12 protein-coding genes are annotated in these 15,826 nt (G+C 67.0%); 2 read left to right on the top strand and 10 right to left on the bottom strand.

Annotated features, from left to right (window positions below):
* Nucleotide 1: 1 nt before the first annotated feature.
* From P0592_RS15515 to P0592_RS15495, 5 genes are all read right to left on the bottom strand, one after another.
* Nucleotides 2–1,000 carry a carbohydrate ABC transporter permease gene (locus P0592_RS15515; RefSeq protein WP_276271815.1) on the bottom strand — a complete coding sequence of 333 codons (999 nt, stop codon included), beginning with the start codon at nt 998–1,000 and terminating at the stop codon, nt 2–4.
* Between the two features lies 1 nt (nt 1,001).
* Nucleotides 1,002–1,985 (bottom strand): carbohydrate ABC transporter permease, encoded by a 984-nt coding sequence (locus P0592_RS15510; RefSeq protein ID WP_276271814.1) that lies wholly within the window; start codon nt 1,983–1,985, stop codon nt 1,002–1,004.
* A 73-nt stretch (nt 1,986–2,058) separates the two neighbouring features.
* A complete protein-coding gene (locus P0592_RS15505; protein WP_276271813.1) occupies nt 2,059–3,612 on the bottom strand; it encodes an extracellular solute-binding protein in 1,554 nt (517 codons plus the stop codon).
* Between the two features lie 204 nt (nt 3,613–3,816).
* The gene (locus P0592_RS15500) at nt 3,817–4,920 is read right to left on the bottom strand and encodes a TrmB family transcriptional regulator (protein WP_276271812.1); all 1,104 of its coding nucleotides are present in this window, start codon (nt 4,918–4,920) and stop codon (nt 3,817–3,819) included.
* Between the two features lie 57 nt (nt 4,921–4,977).
* Nucleotides 4,978–5,967, bottom strand: a complete 990-nt coding sequence (locus P0592_RS15495; RefSeq protein WP_276271811.1) for an aldo/keto reductase — start codon at nt 5,965–5,967, stop codon at nt 4,978–4,980.
* 99 nt (nt 5,968–6,066) lie between these two features.
* Here P0592_RS15495 and P0592_RS15490 point away from each other — a divergent pair, with 99 nt between their 5' ends.
* Together P0592_RS15490 and gfcR are read left to right on the top strand one after the other, a co-directional pair.
* On the top strand, nt 6,067–6,891 hold the full coding sequence (locus P0592_RS15490; protein ID WP_276271810.1) for a DUF8054 domain-containing protein: 825 nt from the start codon (nt 6,067–6,069) through the stop codon (nt 6,889–6,891).
* Nucleotides 6,892–7,235: 344 nt separating this feature from the next.
* Nucleotides 7,236–7,880: a transcriptional regulator GfcR gene (gfcR, locus tag P0592_RS15485; protein WP_276271809.1), complete on the top strand. Its 645-nt coding sequence runs from the start codon at nt 7,236–7,238 to the stop codon at nt 7,878–7,880.
* Between the two features lie 4 nt (nt 7,881–7,884).
* Here gfcR and P0592_RS15480 read toward each other — a convergent pair whose 3' ends face one another.
* The 5 genes from P0592_RS15480 to P0592_RS15460 all read right to left on the bottom strand — a co-directional run bounded on the left by P0592_RS15480 (nt 7,885) and on the right by P0592_RS15460 (nt 15,763).
* Nucleotides 7,885–9,603: an alpha-glucosidase gene (locus P0592_RS15480; protein ID WP_276271808.1), complete on the bottom strand. Its 1,719-nt coding sequence runs from the start codon at nt 9,601–9,603 to the stop codon at nt 7,885–7,887.
* 67 nt (nt 9,604–9,670) lie between these two features.
* On the bottom strand, nt 9,671–11,389 hold the full coding sequence (locus P0592_RS15475) for a glycoside hydrolase family 13 protein (protein WP_276273946.1): 1,719 nt from the start codon (nt 11,387–11,389) through the stop codon (nt 9,671–9,673).
* Nucleotides 11,386–13,065: a glycoside hydrolase family 13 protein gene (locus P0592_RS15470; RefSeq protein ID WP_276271807.1), complete on the bottom strand. Its 1,680-nt coding sequence runs from the start codon at nt 13,063–13,065 to the stop codon at nt 11,386–11,388. Before P0592_RS15470 ends, P0592_RS15475 begins: the two co-directional genes overlap by 4 nt.
* Before the next feature lie 83 nt (nt 13,066–13,148).
* A complete protein-coding gene (locus tag P0592_RS15465) occupies nt 13,149–14,228 on the bottom strand; it encodes a M24 family metallopeptidase (RefSeq protein WP_276271806.1) in 1,080 nt (359 codons plus the stop codon).
* A gap of 50 nt (nt 14,229–14,278) precedes the next feature.
* Nucleotides 14,279–15,763, bottom strand: coding sequence for a methyl-accepting chemotaxis protein (locus tag P0592_RS15460; RefSeq protein ID WP_276271805.1), 1,485 nt, complete (start codon nt 15,761–15,763; stop codon nt 14,279–14,281).
* Nucleotides 15,764–15,826 lie beyond the last annotated feature (63 nt).

Here is a 15,826-nt window from a genome sequence, read left to right as displayed (position 1 = left end):
GTTACTCCTTGAGTGCGCCGGAGGTCAGTCCGCTGACGATGCGTTCCTGTGCGACGATGACCAGTACGACGACCGGCAACACGCCGATCACACTCGCCGCCGCCATCAGGTTGTACTGCGTGGTGTACTGGGTCTGGTAGCTGAGGATCCCGCCGACGATCGGGGACCACCGCGTCGCTTCCGTGGATGTCGCCATAATCGAGCTGAAGAAGTACTCGTTGTAGACGGCGATGAACGTCAGCACGGCGGCCGTCGCGACGCCGGGTGCCGACAGCGGCATAATGACCCGGAACAGCGCCCCCAGCCGGGTGGTCCCCTCGACGCGGGCGGCGTCCTCCAGCCCGTCGGGGATCTGCCCGTAGAACGTCGTGAGGATGAAGATCGATAGCGGCATGAACAGCGCGCTGAACGGCAGCACCATCGATCCCGGCGAGTTCAGGAGTCGCGGCGGCTTGAACAGCGGGATCTCGGTGAACGGGATGTTGACCACGTTCCCCGCGAACGCCTGGAACAGCGGGATGACGAACGCGGCGGGCGGGAAGTAGCTGACGGCCAGGATGCCCAGCATCAGGACGGCCCGTCCCCGGAACCGGAGCCGACCGAACACGTAGCCTGCGAGACTCGCCACGAACAGGACGATGACCGTCGTCGTGATGGCCAGCGCGAAGCTGTTCAGCATAAACAGGTGGAACGGCACCTCGGAGAACACCGAGACGAACGCCTCTGGATTGAACCCCTTCGGCACCGGCAGCGGGAACGTCCCGGAGACGCCGAAGATGTCGAACTCCGGCAGGAAGCTCCCGGAGAGGAGCTGCCCCGACGGCGTCACCGCGAGCACGGTGAGCCAGTAGAACGGGAACAGCGTCGTCACCAGGAAGAACACCATCGCGGCGTAGAACAGCGCCCGGTACACCTTCTCCGGGTTCTGGATCGCGCCTTTCGTCCACCGCTGGAGCGGTCCGCCGTCCGACTCGTCGAGGTCTTCTGTCGTCGTCGCCATATCAGATCGCGTCCTCCCCCTGCCACAGGATGATGACCATCACGACGGCACCGATGATCGCCGCCGTGGTGAAGGCGATCGCCGCCGAGGTCGACTCCTGGGTCAGGAACGTCGACACGACCATACAGGACAGCGAGGGGACGACCTCGCACTTGCTGACCGTGTCGATGATGCCGTACACCCGCATCGCCTGCACGGTCCGGAACAGGACCGCGACCCCGATGGTCGGCAGGATGAGCGGGAACGTGATGTACCGGAACTGCTGCCACTTCGAGGCCCCCGCGACCTTCGCCACGTCGTAGAGGCCTCGGTCGATGCTCTGGAGCCCGGCCAGGATGAGCAGGGCCATGAACGCCGTCGTCTTCCAGATGTCCGCGACGATGATGACGAACAGCGAACTCGCCGCGTCGTTCAGCGTGTTCGTCGGTGCCAGCAGGCCGAGGTCGGCCAGCGGCGGCGTCGCGAACCCGATGGTCGAGTTGAACATCAGGAAGAAGATCATCCCCTGGATGACGATGGGCACCGCCCACGGGATGATGATCGCCGCGCGGACCCAGCGCCGACCGTAGAAGTCCTGGTCGAGGATGAGCGCCTGCCCGAGTCCGATCAGAGTCTCGAAGAAGACGCTCACCACGGCGAAGATGACCGTCACGACCAGCGCGCTACTGATGAGCGCGCTGAACTGGAAACTGGTCGGCAGGAACGACGTGCCACCGGGGAGGAACTGGTCCTTGTTCCCCGCCAGCAGTTCCGCGTAGTTGTCCAGTCCGACGAACGACCCCCGGCCCTGCACCGCGTCGGCGTACAGGGACAGCTCGAAGGTGTTCAGGAGTGGGTAGATTGCGATGGTCCCCAGCAGCAGGAACACTGGTGCCAGCAGCAGATACGCGTACTGGGCGTCGCTGAGGTTCTCCATCCACCGCATCACGTCCACCAGTACCCCGGACCGGCGCGATTCCCGTTCGTCGACGGTTTCGGTGCTCATGTGTCACAACCTCCGGTGTGCGCCGAACATAATGAAGAATGAATCAGGTTATTTGTAAACCTATGCCCTCGGGTCAGGCCTGCTCGGTCTGCTCGAGTTGGTCGTACAGCGTGTTCATCGCCTCTTGGGAGGAGACCTCCTGGGCGACGGCCCTGTTCGCCTGCGTGGCGATCTTGCTGGTCTGACTACTCCAGACCGTGGTGGTCGGCCGGGGCATGACGTTCTCACCGGCCACACGGAGGGTGTCCATGTAGCGGCCGATCGGTTCGATGTTCTGAGCCTGGTCGGAGTTGAACGACTCCGGCCGCACCGGAAGCCAGCCCCAGACCTCCAGGAGCTTGAGCTGGGTCTCCCTCTTCATCGCCGCGGCGATGACCTGCTGGACAGCGTCCTTCTGCTCGCTGTTGGGGTTGACGGTTATGTGCCAGCCACCCAGCGCCGAGGTCGTCCCGCCCGTGCCGGGCTGGGCTGCCTCGCTCTCCGAGACGGCGTATGGAATCGGCATCGCGCCGAGGGCCTCACCGAGCGCCGGGTCCTCGGTCTCGGACGGGTCGGCACCGTTGAGTCGCAGGGAGTAGGGCCAGTTACGGTGGGCGACGGCGTTGCCCTCCGCGAACGGGGCGCGCGAGGTCTCCTCGGTCCACCCGAGGATCTCCGTCGGGGCGATGTTGCCGGCGTAGTTCTCCAGCTCGCCGCCGAACTCCTCGCCGTGGACGAACTTCCGCATCATGTTGAGCGACCTGATCGTCTCGGGCTCGTTGACCGTGATGGGGCGCTCCCCGACCGGGCCGAAGAGGTTGTCGCGGCCGCCGAAGTACGCGCCGCCCCACGAGGACATGACCTCGTTGAAGGTACAGCAGGCCGTCCCGACGTAGATGTCCCACTGCGTGGTGAAGCCGTACTCGACGTCGGACTGGTCCTTGATGTCAGCGACGACCTGTGACCACTCGTCCCACCGCATCGGCTCGGTCGCCCAGTTCTCGCCCTCGGGGTCGTAACCGGCCTCCTCGGCGAGGTCCTTCCGGTAATTCATGACCGGGAAGTCCGGGAAGAACGGGACGCCGTACAGGTCGCCGCTGGACGGGTCGCGGGCCGTGTCGGTGAAGCCGGTGAAGAACTCGTCGCTGATGGTCGAGACCTGCTCGTCGGTGAGCATATTCTGGGACAGGTTCTCGATCTGTCCCCGCTGGATGAAGATGTTCGTCCAGCCGTTGTCCATCAGGAACATGTCCGGGTCGGTCTCGCCGGCACTCAGCAGACGGTTGTAGTTCGCACGGACACTACCCGTACCGGTACCTCGCTGGATGAGCTCGATCTCGATGTCGTCCGAGAGACCGCCTTCGTTGTGGAATGCGGCCTTTATCTCCTCGCCTGCGTTCTGAGCCGCGTTCGGGTCGAAGCTCCACTTGACAGTCGTCGTGCCGCCGCTGCCGCCGTCCCCGGTCGATCCACCGTCGCCACCGTCCCCGCCGCCGTCCCCGCCGTCGCCACCGTCGCTGCCGCCGCCGACGAAGTTCGCACACCCTGCGAGCCCTGTCGTCACACCGGCCGCACCCGCTGCGGTGACGAAGCGTCGCCGGGAAACACTCGAGGAACTGTCGCCGTCGTGCTTGCTATTGTCCGCCATATCTATTCGGTCGTTGTCAGGGTAGGACTTAAAGGTTATCCATAATTAACCACAGGTGTTGTTAACGTCCTGTCGACGGGGCGTTAAACACAAAAGTTCCTGACAGATACTGGTCGGAGGCAAGAGTCGATATATAAAATTTTGGTAATGCAAAACGGCGGTTTTCGGGACGCCACCGCTCGAACGCGCCCACAGTTGTCCCGTTTACTCCGACTCGGTCGGCGGCGCGGACGTCTCGTAGCGAACGTCGGTCACGGTGACGGTGATGGCCTCGATCTCCTCGAGGACCGCCCCCCACCCGCCGATCTGGTAGGTGGTGCCGTCGGCGACCAGCGTGGCACTGACGCGGCCGGCGAGCTGTGCGAGCGGGATCGGGTCCTGTCGACCCATATCACTGCCGGTGTAGTCGACATCGACGATCGTCCCGGTCAGTTCCACCGTGTCTTTCGTGTCGGTCCTGTACCCCTGGACCGTCGCCTCGATGGTCGCCCCCTCGTTCAGCAACGGCTCGATGTCACGGACCGCGTGCCGGAGATCGACGTACGACGTCGGCGTCTCGGGCGTCCGCTCGGTGTAGAGGGTGTCCCAGATCTCCCAGAGACAGGTGAGGTAGAACCAGTGGAAGACGTACGTGTGCGTCCCGTCGTTGACCAGCACGCCGTACTCGTTGACGGAGTGACTGTGCGGAGCGAAACAGGTCCAGGTCCGGTCGACGAGCACGAGAAACGGGGACGGGATCGCCCGGTGTCGTGCCTCCGTGCAGGTCCCCTCGATGTCCGCGACGGGGGGTATCTTCTCGTCCGCGGCGGTACAGATACTGAGCTTGATGTCGACGCCCCTGTCGTGGGCGTCGGCCAGTGCGGGTGCGAGCTCGTAGAACTGGTCGGTGTCGACCCCCAGCTGGATCTGCGTCTCGGCCTCTTCGATGAGCTCCCGCGCGCGGTTGACCACCGTGTCGAACCGCTTGACGATGCTGACCTCGTGGTCGGTCATCTCCGGCTGGTTCCAGCGGTCCTCGATGGTCTCGGCCGCGTCGAGGTACTTCTCGGACCGGGAGCGCAGGTCCTCCAGCACGTCGCTGGGGTTTCGCGCACGCGCAGTGAGGCTGTCCTGCTGGAAGGTCTCGATGTACCCCTTCGACTCCAGGTCCCGGAGCACGTCGTAGATCCGCGGGTCGGGAACGTCACAGGCCTCCGCGATGTCGGTCGCCGAGGCCGTCCCCAGTCCGAGCAGCGCGACGTAGGCCTCCGCCTGGTACGGCGAGAGGCCCGCGTCCTCCAGTATCGCGATCAGTTCGTCGTCGTCCATACGTTGGCTCTCGTCGATCCACCCCGGGCGGGTGTCGTGTGTGTCTCTCCCATCCTGTCAGTCCTTGCCCTGGACAGGCCACTGCGGGTACTTCGGAGCTTCGATACGGTCGAGATCGGCCTCCGTCAGCGTCACGTCGACGGCACCGACGTTCTCTTCGAGTTGGTCCATCGTCCGCGGTCCGATGATCGGGGCGTCGACGACGTCCTTGTGGAGCAGCCAGGCGAGACTGACCTGTGCGGGCGTGGCGTCCTCGCGGTCCGCGACGGCCCGGATCTCGTCCAGCACCGCCCAGTTCTCGTCGGTGAACCGCTGGGCCGTGTACTCGTCGTCGGCGGCACGGCCCGAGTCCGGACCGCCGTCCCGGTCGTACTTCCCGGCGAGGAAACCGCCGGCGAGCGGCGACCACGGGACGACGCCGACCCCCTCCTCGCGGCAGACCGGCAGGAGGTTCGCCTCCTCGTGTCGGTCGACGGCGTTGTACTCCGGTTGCATACAGACGAACCGCTCGTAGTCCTCGATGTCGGCCGTGTACAGCGCCCGCTGGAACTGCCAGTTCGCCATCGTGCTCGCGCCGATGTACCGGACGTACCCCTCGTCGACGAGGTACGTCAGCGCCTCGAGCGTCTCCTCGATCGGGGTGTCGTCGTCCCACCGGTGGATCTGGTAGAGGTCGATGTGATCGACGCCCAGCCGGTCCAGGCTCTCGTGGCACTGATCGATGACGTGCTTCTTCGAGAGCCCCCCGCCGTTGGGGCCGTCGAACATGTCGAAGTAGACCTTCGTCGCGAGGACGAACTCGGAACGGCGGTACGAGTCGACGACCTGCCCGACGATCTCCTCGCTCTCGCCGGCGGAGTACGCGTTCGCGGTGTCCAGGAAGTTGATCCCCAGATCGAGCGCCCGCTCGATGATCTCGCGGCTCCGGGCCTCGTCGCCGACCATCCACGGCTCGCCGCTCCCGAAGTTCATCGTCCCGAGACACAGCTCAGACACCTCGAGGCCCGTCGAGCCCAGCGTCGTGTACGGGACGTCGTCGCCGACCATACCGAACTGTTACAACACGTGTTGTTAAAAACCTTGGTTAGGTGTGGCACGGTCGCCGCTAAGCGGAGGCCCTTATACGAGCGAGCGGGTAGTGAGGGTATGACAGACCTGGGCACGCTCCGTTCGGGGGAGTACACCGGCGAGAACCGCTGCTGGCCCTGTACGCTCGTGAACCTCCTGATAGTCGGCGTGGCGAGTCTGCTGTTGCTCGTCCGCCGGCGGCGGGGTGGTGCGGCTCTCGTCGCGGCGGTCGGTGCCGGGCTCGTGTATCTCCGCGGGTACGTGGTTCCGTACACGCCCGCGTTCGCGCCCGAACTCGTGAGGGCGTCGCCCGTCCCCGACTACCTGTTCCACGGCCTGGACGCGGAGGACGAGCGCTACGAGGCCGCGGCCGACGAGCGCACCTCGCTGGCCGCGACCGACCTCGACGGCGAGGCGGTCCTCCGGGAACTCGACGCGGCCGGCGTCGTCGAGGCCGACGGCGAGATGCTCCGCCTGACCGACGACGTCGACGCGGCGTGGCACGCGGAGATGGAGCGCCTGTCGGACCGTTCGCTACCGACGCTGGCCGACGAGATCAGACGGGACGTGTCACGCATCGACGAGACCGAATCGATGGAGACGGAAGGCCGGGAGTGGCTGGTCCTCGGCGAGGACGAGGTGCTGGTGGCTCGCCCCGTCGGAATCGCCGAACTGGCCGCCTATCGGGCGCTCGGCCCGTACCTCGACGACGAGGGCGTCCGACTGGCCGGTGCCCGTTCGCTTCGGATGTTCCTCGAGACGTGCCCGGTCTGTGACGTCGAACTGGTCGAGACTGACGAGGCGACCTGCTGCGGTTCGTACGCGAAACCCCGCGAGAAGCCCGACGAGGTCCTCGCCTGTCCGGAGTGCGACCAGCGCCTGTTCACGTTCCCGACCGAGTGAGAAGCCGCGTCCGAGTCCGTCGTGATGGACTCTTCGGGCGGAACACGACAGGCTGGCCCGGCGGCGGTGACCGCCGGACCGACTGGTGACAACCACAACCGTTGGCAGTGACGGAAAGTGGGTGGTGGGTGGTGGTGGGTTGGCCGGGTATGACGGTAGAGAGGGCACGGGGGGAGAGTGCGATGGCATCTCGCGGCCCTCGCGTGCCGGTCGGCTGTGGGCCGTCGGCGACGGTCACTACCCAGCCAGGATTCAATAACAACTCCTGTTGTAAATAGATTCCGGGGGTGACATCGCTGTCGAAGACAGTGCCTATTATACCGTAGCCCTCCGGACACCATCATATGAAGAACATCGACGACCTCGTCGAGAGCGCTGCGGACCTCGCGGAACGGGGTCTCTCCAAGGGCGAGATCGCGGACGAACTCAACGTCTCCCGGGAGACGGCCAGTTGGCTGGTCGAACGCAGCGGGACCGGGACCGAACCGCAGCCCACGGACACCGGCGGCCCCCACGACATCCACGTCGACTGGTCGGCCGTCGGTCGGGACAGCAACCGGCTCCACCACGTCGGCTGTGCGATGGCCGATCTCCTCTCGAAACACGGCGAGGAGGTGGACCTCACCATCGGGATCGAGAAGGCCGGCGCGCCGCTGGCGACGACGGTCGCGCGGGAACTCGACACGGACCTGGGAACCTACGCCCCCACCAAGCACCAGTGGGACGACGACGAGAGCGGGATCAGCGACGGGACCTTCTCCCGGAACTTCGCGCAGATCCGCGGCCGGGACTGCTACGTGGTCGACGACACCATCACGAGCGGGAACACGATGACCGAGACCGTCGAGGCGGTCCGCGAGCAGGGCGGCAACCCCGTCGCCTGCGTCGTGCTGGCCGACAAGCGCGGCATCGAGGACATCCGGGGCGTCCCGGTGTACTCGCTGCTCCAGGTCATCCGGGTCGGGACCGACGACGAGGACAAGGAGTGAGGACTCACTCGGTCTCGTAGACTCGGGCCTCGTAGGGTCGGAACCGCTCGCCCGCCCGCCCGGCGTCGCCGTAGTTCGCGACGACCGGCTCGCCGTCGAGCCCGTCCAGCCCCGTCACCGCGACGGCCTCTCCCTGCCAGTTCAGGACGACCAGACGACTGTCGCCGTCGAGCGTCCGTCGGTGTGCCCACACGTCCGGGTAGTCGTCGTTCGGGAGGAGGTAGTCCGTCTCGCCGTAGACCAACACGTCGTCGGCGTGGCGGCGGTCGATGAGACTCCGGTAGAAGTGGAAGATGGACTCGGGGTCGTCCCGCGCTGCTGCCGCGTTCACCCGCTCGAAGTCGTCGTTGACCTGGATCCAGGGGTCGCCGTCGGTGAAGCCGGCGTGCTCGGAGTCGTCCCACTGCATCGGGGTCCGCGCGTTGTCACGCGAGCGGTTCCGCACGAACGGGGCGACGGTCTCGTAGGGGACGTCGTGCTCGTCGAGCAGTCGCTCGACCTGTCCGTGGGCCTCCACGTCCCGGATGGCGTCCGGGCTGTCCCAGTCCGCGTTGGTCATCCCCAGTTCGTCGCCCTGATAGCAGAACGGCGTGGCCCGCTGGGTCAGGAGGAACGTCGCGAGCAGCGTCGCCGACTCCCGGTGGTACTCGTCGTCGTCGCCGAACCGGGACACCGCCCGGGTCTGGTCGTGGCTGCCGAGGTAGAGACTGTTCCAGCCGTCGCCGACGCCCTCGTCCCACTTCCGGATTGCCGCCTGCAACTCCGACAGGTCCATCGTGTTCAGCCGCTCGTCCAGCGTCGTGTCGTCCTCGCCGGCGAGGGCGTCCATCCCGACGTAGTCGGGACTCCACTTCCCGCCGGGACCGTAGGTCACGTCCATGTGGTCGAAGTGGACGACCACGTCGATGCCGTCCTCGAAGTACGCCTGTGCCTCCTCGGGACCGGCACCCGGCGTCTCGCCGATGAGCATCGCGTCGTAGTCGTCCCAGGTGCGGTCGGCCATCTCCGAGAGGTACTCGTGGATGTGCGGCCCGTTGAAGTAGATGCCCATGTCGAACCAGTCCTCGCCGGTGTCGGCGTCGGGCAGCCCCTCGGGCTTGGAGATACAGGAGATGGCGTCCATCCGGAAGCCGTCGATCCCCTTCTCCAGCCAGAAGTTCACCATCTCGTAGATCGCCTCCCGGACCTCGGGGTTGTCCCAGTTGAGGTCCGGTTGCTTCTCGTCGAAGAGGTGGAGGTACCACGCCTCCCGCTCGTCGTCCCACGTCCAGGCCGGGCCGCCGAACAGCGAGATCCAGTTGTTCGGCGGCTCCTCGGGGTCGCCCTCGCGCCAGACGTACCAGTCGTCCTTCCCGGCGTCGGGGTCCCGGGACGCCTGGAACCAGTCGTGCTCGTCGGAGGTGTGGTTGACGACGAGGTCCATCAGGAGCCGCATATCGCGGGCGTGGAGCGCGTCGCGCAGTTCCTCCCAGTCGGCCATCGTCCCGTACTCGTCGGCGATGGCCCGGTAGTCCGCGATGTCGTACCCCATGTCCGCGTTGGGGGACTCGTAGACGGGACAGGTCCAGACCACGTCGACGCCGAGTTCGTCGAGGTAGTCCACCCGGTCGACGATCCCCCGGAGGTCGCCGATCCCGTCGCCGTCGCTGTCGTCGAAACTCCGCGGGTAGATCTGGTAGACGACCGCCTCTTTCCACCACTCTCGGTCGGCGTCGGTCAGCATAGCCGTCCCTTCGCCCCACGGTACCAAGAACCCCAACGCCCGGGCGTGGGTCTCTGTTCCATCTGTCTCACTCCAGTCGGTACACCCGGGCCTCGTAGGGAGCCAGCGAGACGAGTCCGGGCTCGTCGTCGTCGCGCTCGTAGTTGGACAGCGCCAGTGCGGCGTCCTCGTAGTCGACGGGCAGGTCGACGGTCGGCCGCCCGTCGAAGAAGTTCAGCACCACCAGCAGGCGCTCGCGGTCCCCGTCCCCGAGTTCCCGCGTGTACGCGAAGACCTCGTCGTGGTCGGGGACCAGGTCGGTGAACGAGCCGTACACGAGCGCCTCGTACCGATCGCGGAGCTGGACGAGCGCACGGTAGTAGTTCAGTACCGAGTCGGGGTCCCGCTCCGCCGCCGCGGCGTTGATCTCGGCGTGGTTCGGGTTGACCTTGATCCAGGGGTCGCCGTCGGTGAAGCCGGCGTGCTCGGCGTCTCGCCACTGCATCGGCGTCCGCGCGTTGTCCCGCGAGCGGTAGGCGACGACGTCCCGCACGGCCTCGTAGTCGTCGTGTCCCCCGGCGTCCATCAGCTCCTTCGCGTGGTTGATGGCGTCCACGTCCCGGAGGTCCTCCAGCCGTTCCCAGGGTGCGTTCGTCATCCCGAGCTCCTGGCCCTGGTAGACGTACGGCGTCCCGCGGAGCGTCATGACGAACGTCCCGAGCAGCGTCGCGGACTCGCGCCGGTACTCGACGGGGTCGCCGTAGCGGGAGACGACGCGGGGCTGGTCGTGGTTCTCCCAGTACAGCGCGTTCCAGCCGTCGTCGGCGAGACCGTGTTGCCACCGGCGGGTGATCTCCTTGAGCTCGCCGAGGTCCCAGTCGCCGACCGCCCAGCGATCGCCGCCCTCGTAGTCCAGCTTCGTGTGCTGGAAGTGGAAGGCCATGTCCAGCGGGCCGTCCTCGCCGGCGTACTCCCTGGCCGCGTCGACGGTGAGCCGGGGCATCTCGCCGACGGTCATCGCGTCGTAGTTCGAGAGGACCGCCTCGTCGAGTTCCTCGAGGTAGTCCGTCATCGCCGGTCCGTCGACGAAGTGTTCCTGCCCGACCCACTCGCTGTCGGGGTCGCCGTCGGGCAGGCCCTCGGGCTTCGAGAGGAGGTTGATGACGTCCATCCGGAAGCCGTCGATCCCCTTCTCCAGCCACCACTCGACCGTGTCGAAGACGTCTTCGCGGACGTCCGCGTTCGTCCAGTCGAGGTCCGGCTGGCTGTCGTCGTAGAGGTGCAGGTAGTACTCGCCGCGTTCCTCGTCGTACTCCCAGGCCGAGCCGCCGAAAAAGGACTCCCAGTTGTTCGGCGGCTCGCCGTCCTCGCCCTCCCGCCAGATGTAGTAGTCCTCGTACTCGGGGTCCCCGCGCCGGGAGCGCTGGAACCACTCGTGCTCGGTCGAGGTGTGGTTGACGACGAGGTCCATCACGAGCCGCATGTCGCGGGCGTGGATCTCGTCGAGGAGGTGCTCCCAGTCGGCCATCGTGCCGTACTCCTCGTGGATGGCCCGGTAGTCGCTGATGTCGTAGCCGTTGTCCTCCTGGGGCGACTCGTAGACCGGGTTCAGCCAGATCACGTCGACCCCCAGCGACGCGACGTAGTCGAGGCGGTCGACGAGCCCCTGCAGGTCGCCGACGCCGTCGCCGTCGCTGTCGTTGAAGCTCCGCGGGTACACCTGGTAGACGACGGCCTCCTTCCACCAGGTTCGCTCTTCCTCCGGTACTGCCGCTGTCGTCGTCGGGTGTTCGGTTGCCCTGGTCAGTCGAGTGCGTAGACGCGTGCCTCGTAGGGTCGTAGCGTCAGCTCCCCCTCGACCGCCCCACCGTCGTCGTAGTTCGCGAGCAGCAGTTCGTCGGTCCGCTCCGCGTCGGCCGGCGACACGGTCGTCTCGCTCGTCGAGAAGTTCAGCGCGACGAGCGCCTCCCCGACCTCGGTGCCGTCGGTCCGCATGTCCTCCGGCAGCGTCATCCGGTAGGCCCAGACCGACTCGTGATCCGGGAGCAACAGCTCGTAGTCGCCGTAGACGAACACGTCGTGGGCGTCCCGCAGCGCCACGAGGTCCCGGTAGTAGTGGAGGATGGAGTCCTCGTCGGCCTCCGCGGCAGCGACGTTGATATCCTCATAGTCCGGGTTGACCGCGAGCCACGGGTCGCCGTCGGTGAAGCCGGCGTGCTCGGAGTCGTCCCACTGCATCGGCGTCCGCGCGTTGTCACGCGAGCGGGCGCGGACGATGTCCTGTACCTCCTCGAAGGAGTCGATCTCGCCGGCCGCCATCGCCTCCTCGACCTTGCCGATGGACTGGAGGTCGTCGAGTTCGTCGAGGTTCGACCACGGGTAGTTCGTCATCCCGATCTCCTGGCCCTGGAAGACGTACGGCGTCCCCGAGAGGGTAAAGAGGAGCATGCCCAGCAGCTTCCCGGACTCGCGCCGGTACGCCCCGTCGTCGCCGAACCGGGAGACGATGCGCGGCTGGTCGTGGTTCGTGAGGTACAGCGAGTTCCAGCCGTCCAGCTCCGTCTGCCAGTTCGACATAATGGCCTTCAGATCCGTGAGGTCCCACTCGGCGGGCGAGAGCCAGCGGTCGCCCATATCGACGAGCATGTGCTCGAAGTGGAACACCATGTCCATCGGCCCGTCCGCGGAGACGTAGTCGCTGGCCGTCTCCGTGTCGATGTCGATACACTCGCCCACGACCATCGTGTCGTAGTCGTCCCAGGTCCGCTCGGCCATCTCCGTGATGTACTCCTCGGCCCTCGGCCCGTCCGAGAAGTGTTCGATCCCGACCCAGTCCTGGGCGGGGTCGCCGTCGGGCAGGCCCTCGGGCTTGGAGACGAGGTTGACCACGTCCATCCGGAAGCCGTCGATCCCCTTCTCCAGCCACCAGTTCATCATCTCGTAGACGTCGTCGCGGACCGCCTCGGTGTCCCAGTCGAGGTCGGCCTGGGTCTCGTCGAACAGGTGGAGGTACTGCATCCCGGCCTCCTCGTCGTGTGACCAGGCCGAACCGCCGAAGCCGCTCTTCCAGTTGTTCGGCGGCTCCTCGCCCTCCCGCCAGAAGTAGTACTCGCGGTAGCCGTCCTCGTCGCGCCGGGAGCGCTGGAACCAGTCGTGCTCGGTCGAGGTGTGGTTCACCGCGAGGTCCATGATGAGCCGCATATCGCGGGCGTGGACCGCCTCGAGGAGCCGCTCCCAGTCGGCCATCGTGCCGTACTCCTCGTGGATGGCCCGGTAGTCGCTGATGTCGTAGCCGTTGTCCTCCTGGGGCGACTCGTAGACCGGGTTCAGCCAGATCACGTCGGCACCGAGGGCGGCGACGTGGTCGAGCCGGTCGATGACGCCCTGCAGGTCGCCGATCCCGTCGCCGTCGCTGTCGTCGAAGCTCTTCGGGTATATCTGGTAGACGACCGCTTCCTTCCACCACGCGCGTTCCTCGGCCATACATACCACGGTTGCCCGAACCCGCACATAAATCTACGCATCAAGAACAACGGCTGTTGTAAATCGTACGAGCCGCTCGATCGCTACAGCTCCAGGGGCGCGGGCCGGGACAGCGTGAGGTCGTGGTCGACGGCGTCGACGGTCGTGGTCGGCCACTCGCCGGTGGTCGAGAGGTGTTCGACGCCGTCGTCCGTGACGAGGTGCGTGTCCTCGCTCTTGGCCCCCTGGACGGTGGGGTTCCAGGCGTAGGCCTGCGGCGTCACGACCCGCGCCTCGCTCCCGGGGGTCGCGATCCACTCCCGGCCCGCGAAGCCGGCCGCGCCGCCCTGGTGGTGATTGCGCCACTCGCCGTCCCAGCCGACGGCGTCGTAGGCCTCCCGGATCGCCGCGAACACGTCGCCGGCGGTCCCACCCCTCCGAGCGACCGCCCGCGTCGCGGCCAGCGCCGTCGTCTCGACGCGCATCGCCGCCTCGGTGCGCTCGGGCAGCCACGCCGGCGGGTCGAAGGCGACCGTCCGCGTACAGGAGGTGAACAGGCCGCCGCGGCTGGCCGTGACCGACAGCAGCGCGTACTCGCCCAGCGGCTCGTCTTTCGGCGTGTAGTGTCGGTACCGCTGGGCCCGGTCGCTCCCGCCGACCAGCGCGACCGGCGACTCCGCGTCGCGCGCGGTGAGTTCCCGTCGGAGGTCGGCGGCGACCGACCGCTCCGTGTCGTCGGCCGAGAGTTCCCGGGCAACGGTCTCGACGGCCGCGGCGACGTCCTCGCTCAGGTCGCGGTAGGCCTCGACCTGCGCGTCCGTCAGCGGCTGGCGGAGGTCGGTCGCCTCGACCGGCGCGAAGCCCGGCACGGCGAAGTCGGCGGCCGCCGGCGTCGGGCTCCGGTCGGTCACGGCCCCGGCGAGGTCGTCGGCGTGCCAGGGGAACGACTCGACGGCCACGTCGTCCGAGAGCTCCTCGTCGCGGAGCCGCGGTGCCTCGATGTCGTTCGTGACGACGGTCACGCCGTCGCCGTCGTAGCCCGCGGCCGCGACGCCGACGTCGGCGGTCCGGTCGACGACGTTGTCGCCGCCGGTCAGCCACGCGAAGGCGTTCGGGCGCGCGAACCAGATCGCTTCGAGGTCGTTCTCCGAGAGGTACGCGTCCAGGCGCGACAGCACAGTCATACCTGCCCCGGCGGGTGGGACCCTCAAAAAACCGCCCCACGTCGCCGGCGTCACTCGGCGGTCTCGTAGCGGTCGAACAGCGTCGACAGCTGCTTGGCCCGCATCGTCAGCATCCGGGCGTTGACGTACATCTCGCCGAGCGCGAGGTTCTGTTCCTCGGCGATGGCCGCGACGTGTTCGGCCTCCTCGACGTTCTGCCGGGAGGTCTCTGCCACGTCGTCCGCGATAGAGGCGACCTCCTCGCTGCTGGCCGCCTGGTCGTCGGTGGCGTTGCTGATCTCCTTGACGCCCGAACTCGTCTCTTGGACGTGTTCCATGATCGACTCCAGGGCCGCCAGACCCTCGTCGACGGCGGCCTGTCCGTCCTCGACCGAGTCCTGCATCTCGGTGATCTCGTCGACGGCCTCGTCGGTCTGGTCCTGGATGTCCGCGATGAGGGTCTCGATCTCGTCGGTGGCGTCTTTCGTCTCCTCCGCCAGCGACTTCACCTCGTCGGCGACGACGCCGAAGCCGTTGTTCTCGCTGCCCGACGAGGCGTGGGCGGCCTCGATCGAGGCGTTCAGCGCGAGGATGTTGGTCTGCTCCGCGATGTCGTCGATCAGGTCGACGATCTGCCCGACCTCGTCCATCTGCTCGTCCAGCGTCTTGACCGTCTCGACCACGTCGTCGGTCTGTTCGACGGTCGTCGCCATCGTCTCGTGTGCCTCCCGGCCCGCCTCGATGCCCTCGACGGTCCGTCGCTCCGTCTTGTCCGCCATCTCCGTGACCTCGTTCGAAGAGGCCGCGATCTCCTCGATGGTCGCCGACATCTCGGACATCTCCTCGCTGATGGTGGTGATCTGCTGGTGTTGCTCGTGGAACACGTCGGCGATCTCCTGGACGGTGCCGGCGACGCTCTCGGAGGCCTCCTTGACCGCCTGGGTCGCCGTCGTCACCTGCTCGGAGGAGTCGGCCACGTCCGCCGAGAACTCCTCGGCCGTGTCGATGGTCTGCTCGAAGGCCGCGGCCATCTCGTTGAACTCCGTCGCGAGCTCGTTCAGTTGCGCCGACGGCGTCTCCGCGTTCATCCGCCGTGAGAGGTCGCCCTCGCCGGCGGCCCTGACCGTCGCACAGCAGTCCGCGAGGTGGCTGTCCACGTCGACGCCGTCCCCGGTGGCCGCGACCCCGCCGTCCGTCGAAGCTACCGGGTCGGCGGAGCCGGGAGTCGGACCGGGCCGGAGCGACGACAGCTCGGACCGCGCGTCGACGAGGTCGCCGACCAGTTCGTCCCGCATCGTCCTGACCTCCGCCAGCTCCGCTTCGAGCCGGTCACGCTCGGTCCGGAGTTCCTCGCGGCGTGTCTCCCCTTCGTCGATGCGGGCACGGACGCGGACGGCGGCGTACCCACCTGCCGCCGCCGCGACGACGAACCCGACACCGGAGAGGACGGCGACGAGCCCGGACGGCGCGAACCCGACGACGACCGCCTGGAACAGGCCGTGGAGCACCAGCGCCACGACCGCAGCACCCACCCATCGGTTCGTGGTGTCTGCCATAGTAGCACACAAATCGATGTGGTATATAAATCCTCGTGGCCGGATAATCAGGTCTGAGAACCG

The organism is Haloarcula litorea, assembly GCF_029338195.1.
In the GTDB taxonomy this organism is placed as follows: domain Archaea; phylum Halobacteriota; class Halobacteria; order Halobacteriales; family Haloarculaceae; genus Haloarcula; species Haloarcula litorea.
This window is presented reverse-complemented; position numbering and strand designations above follow the sequence as displayed.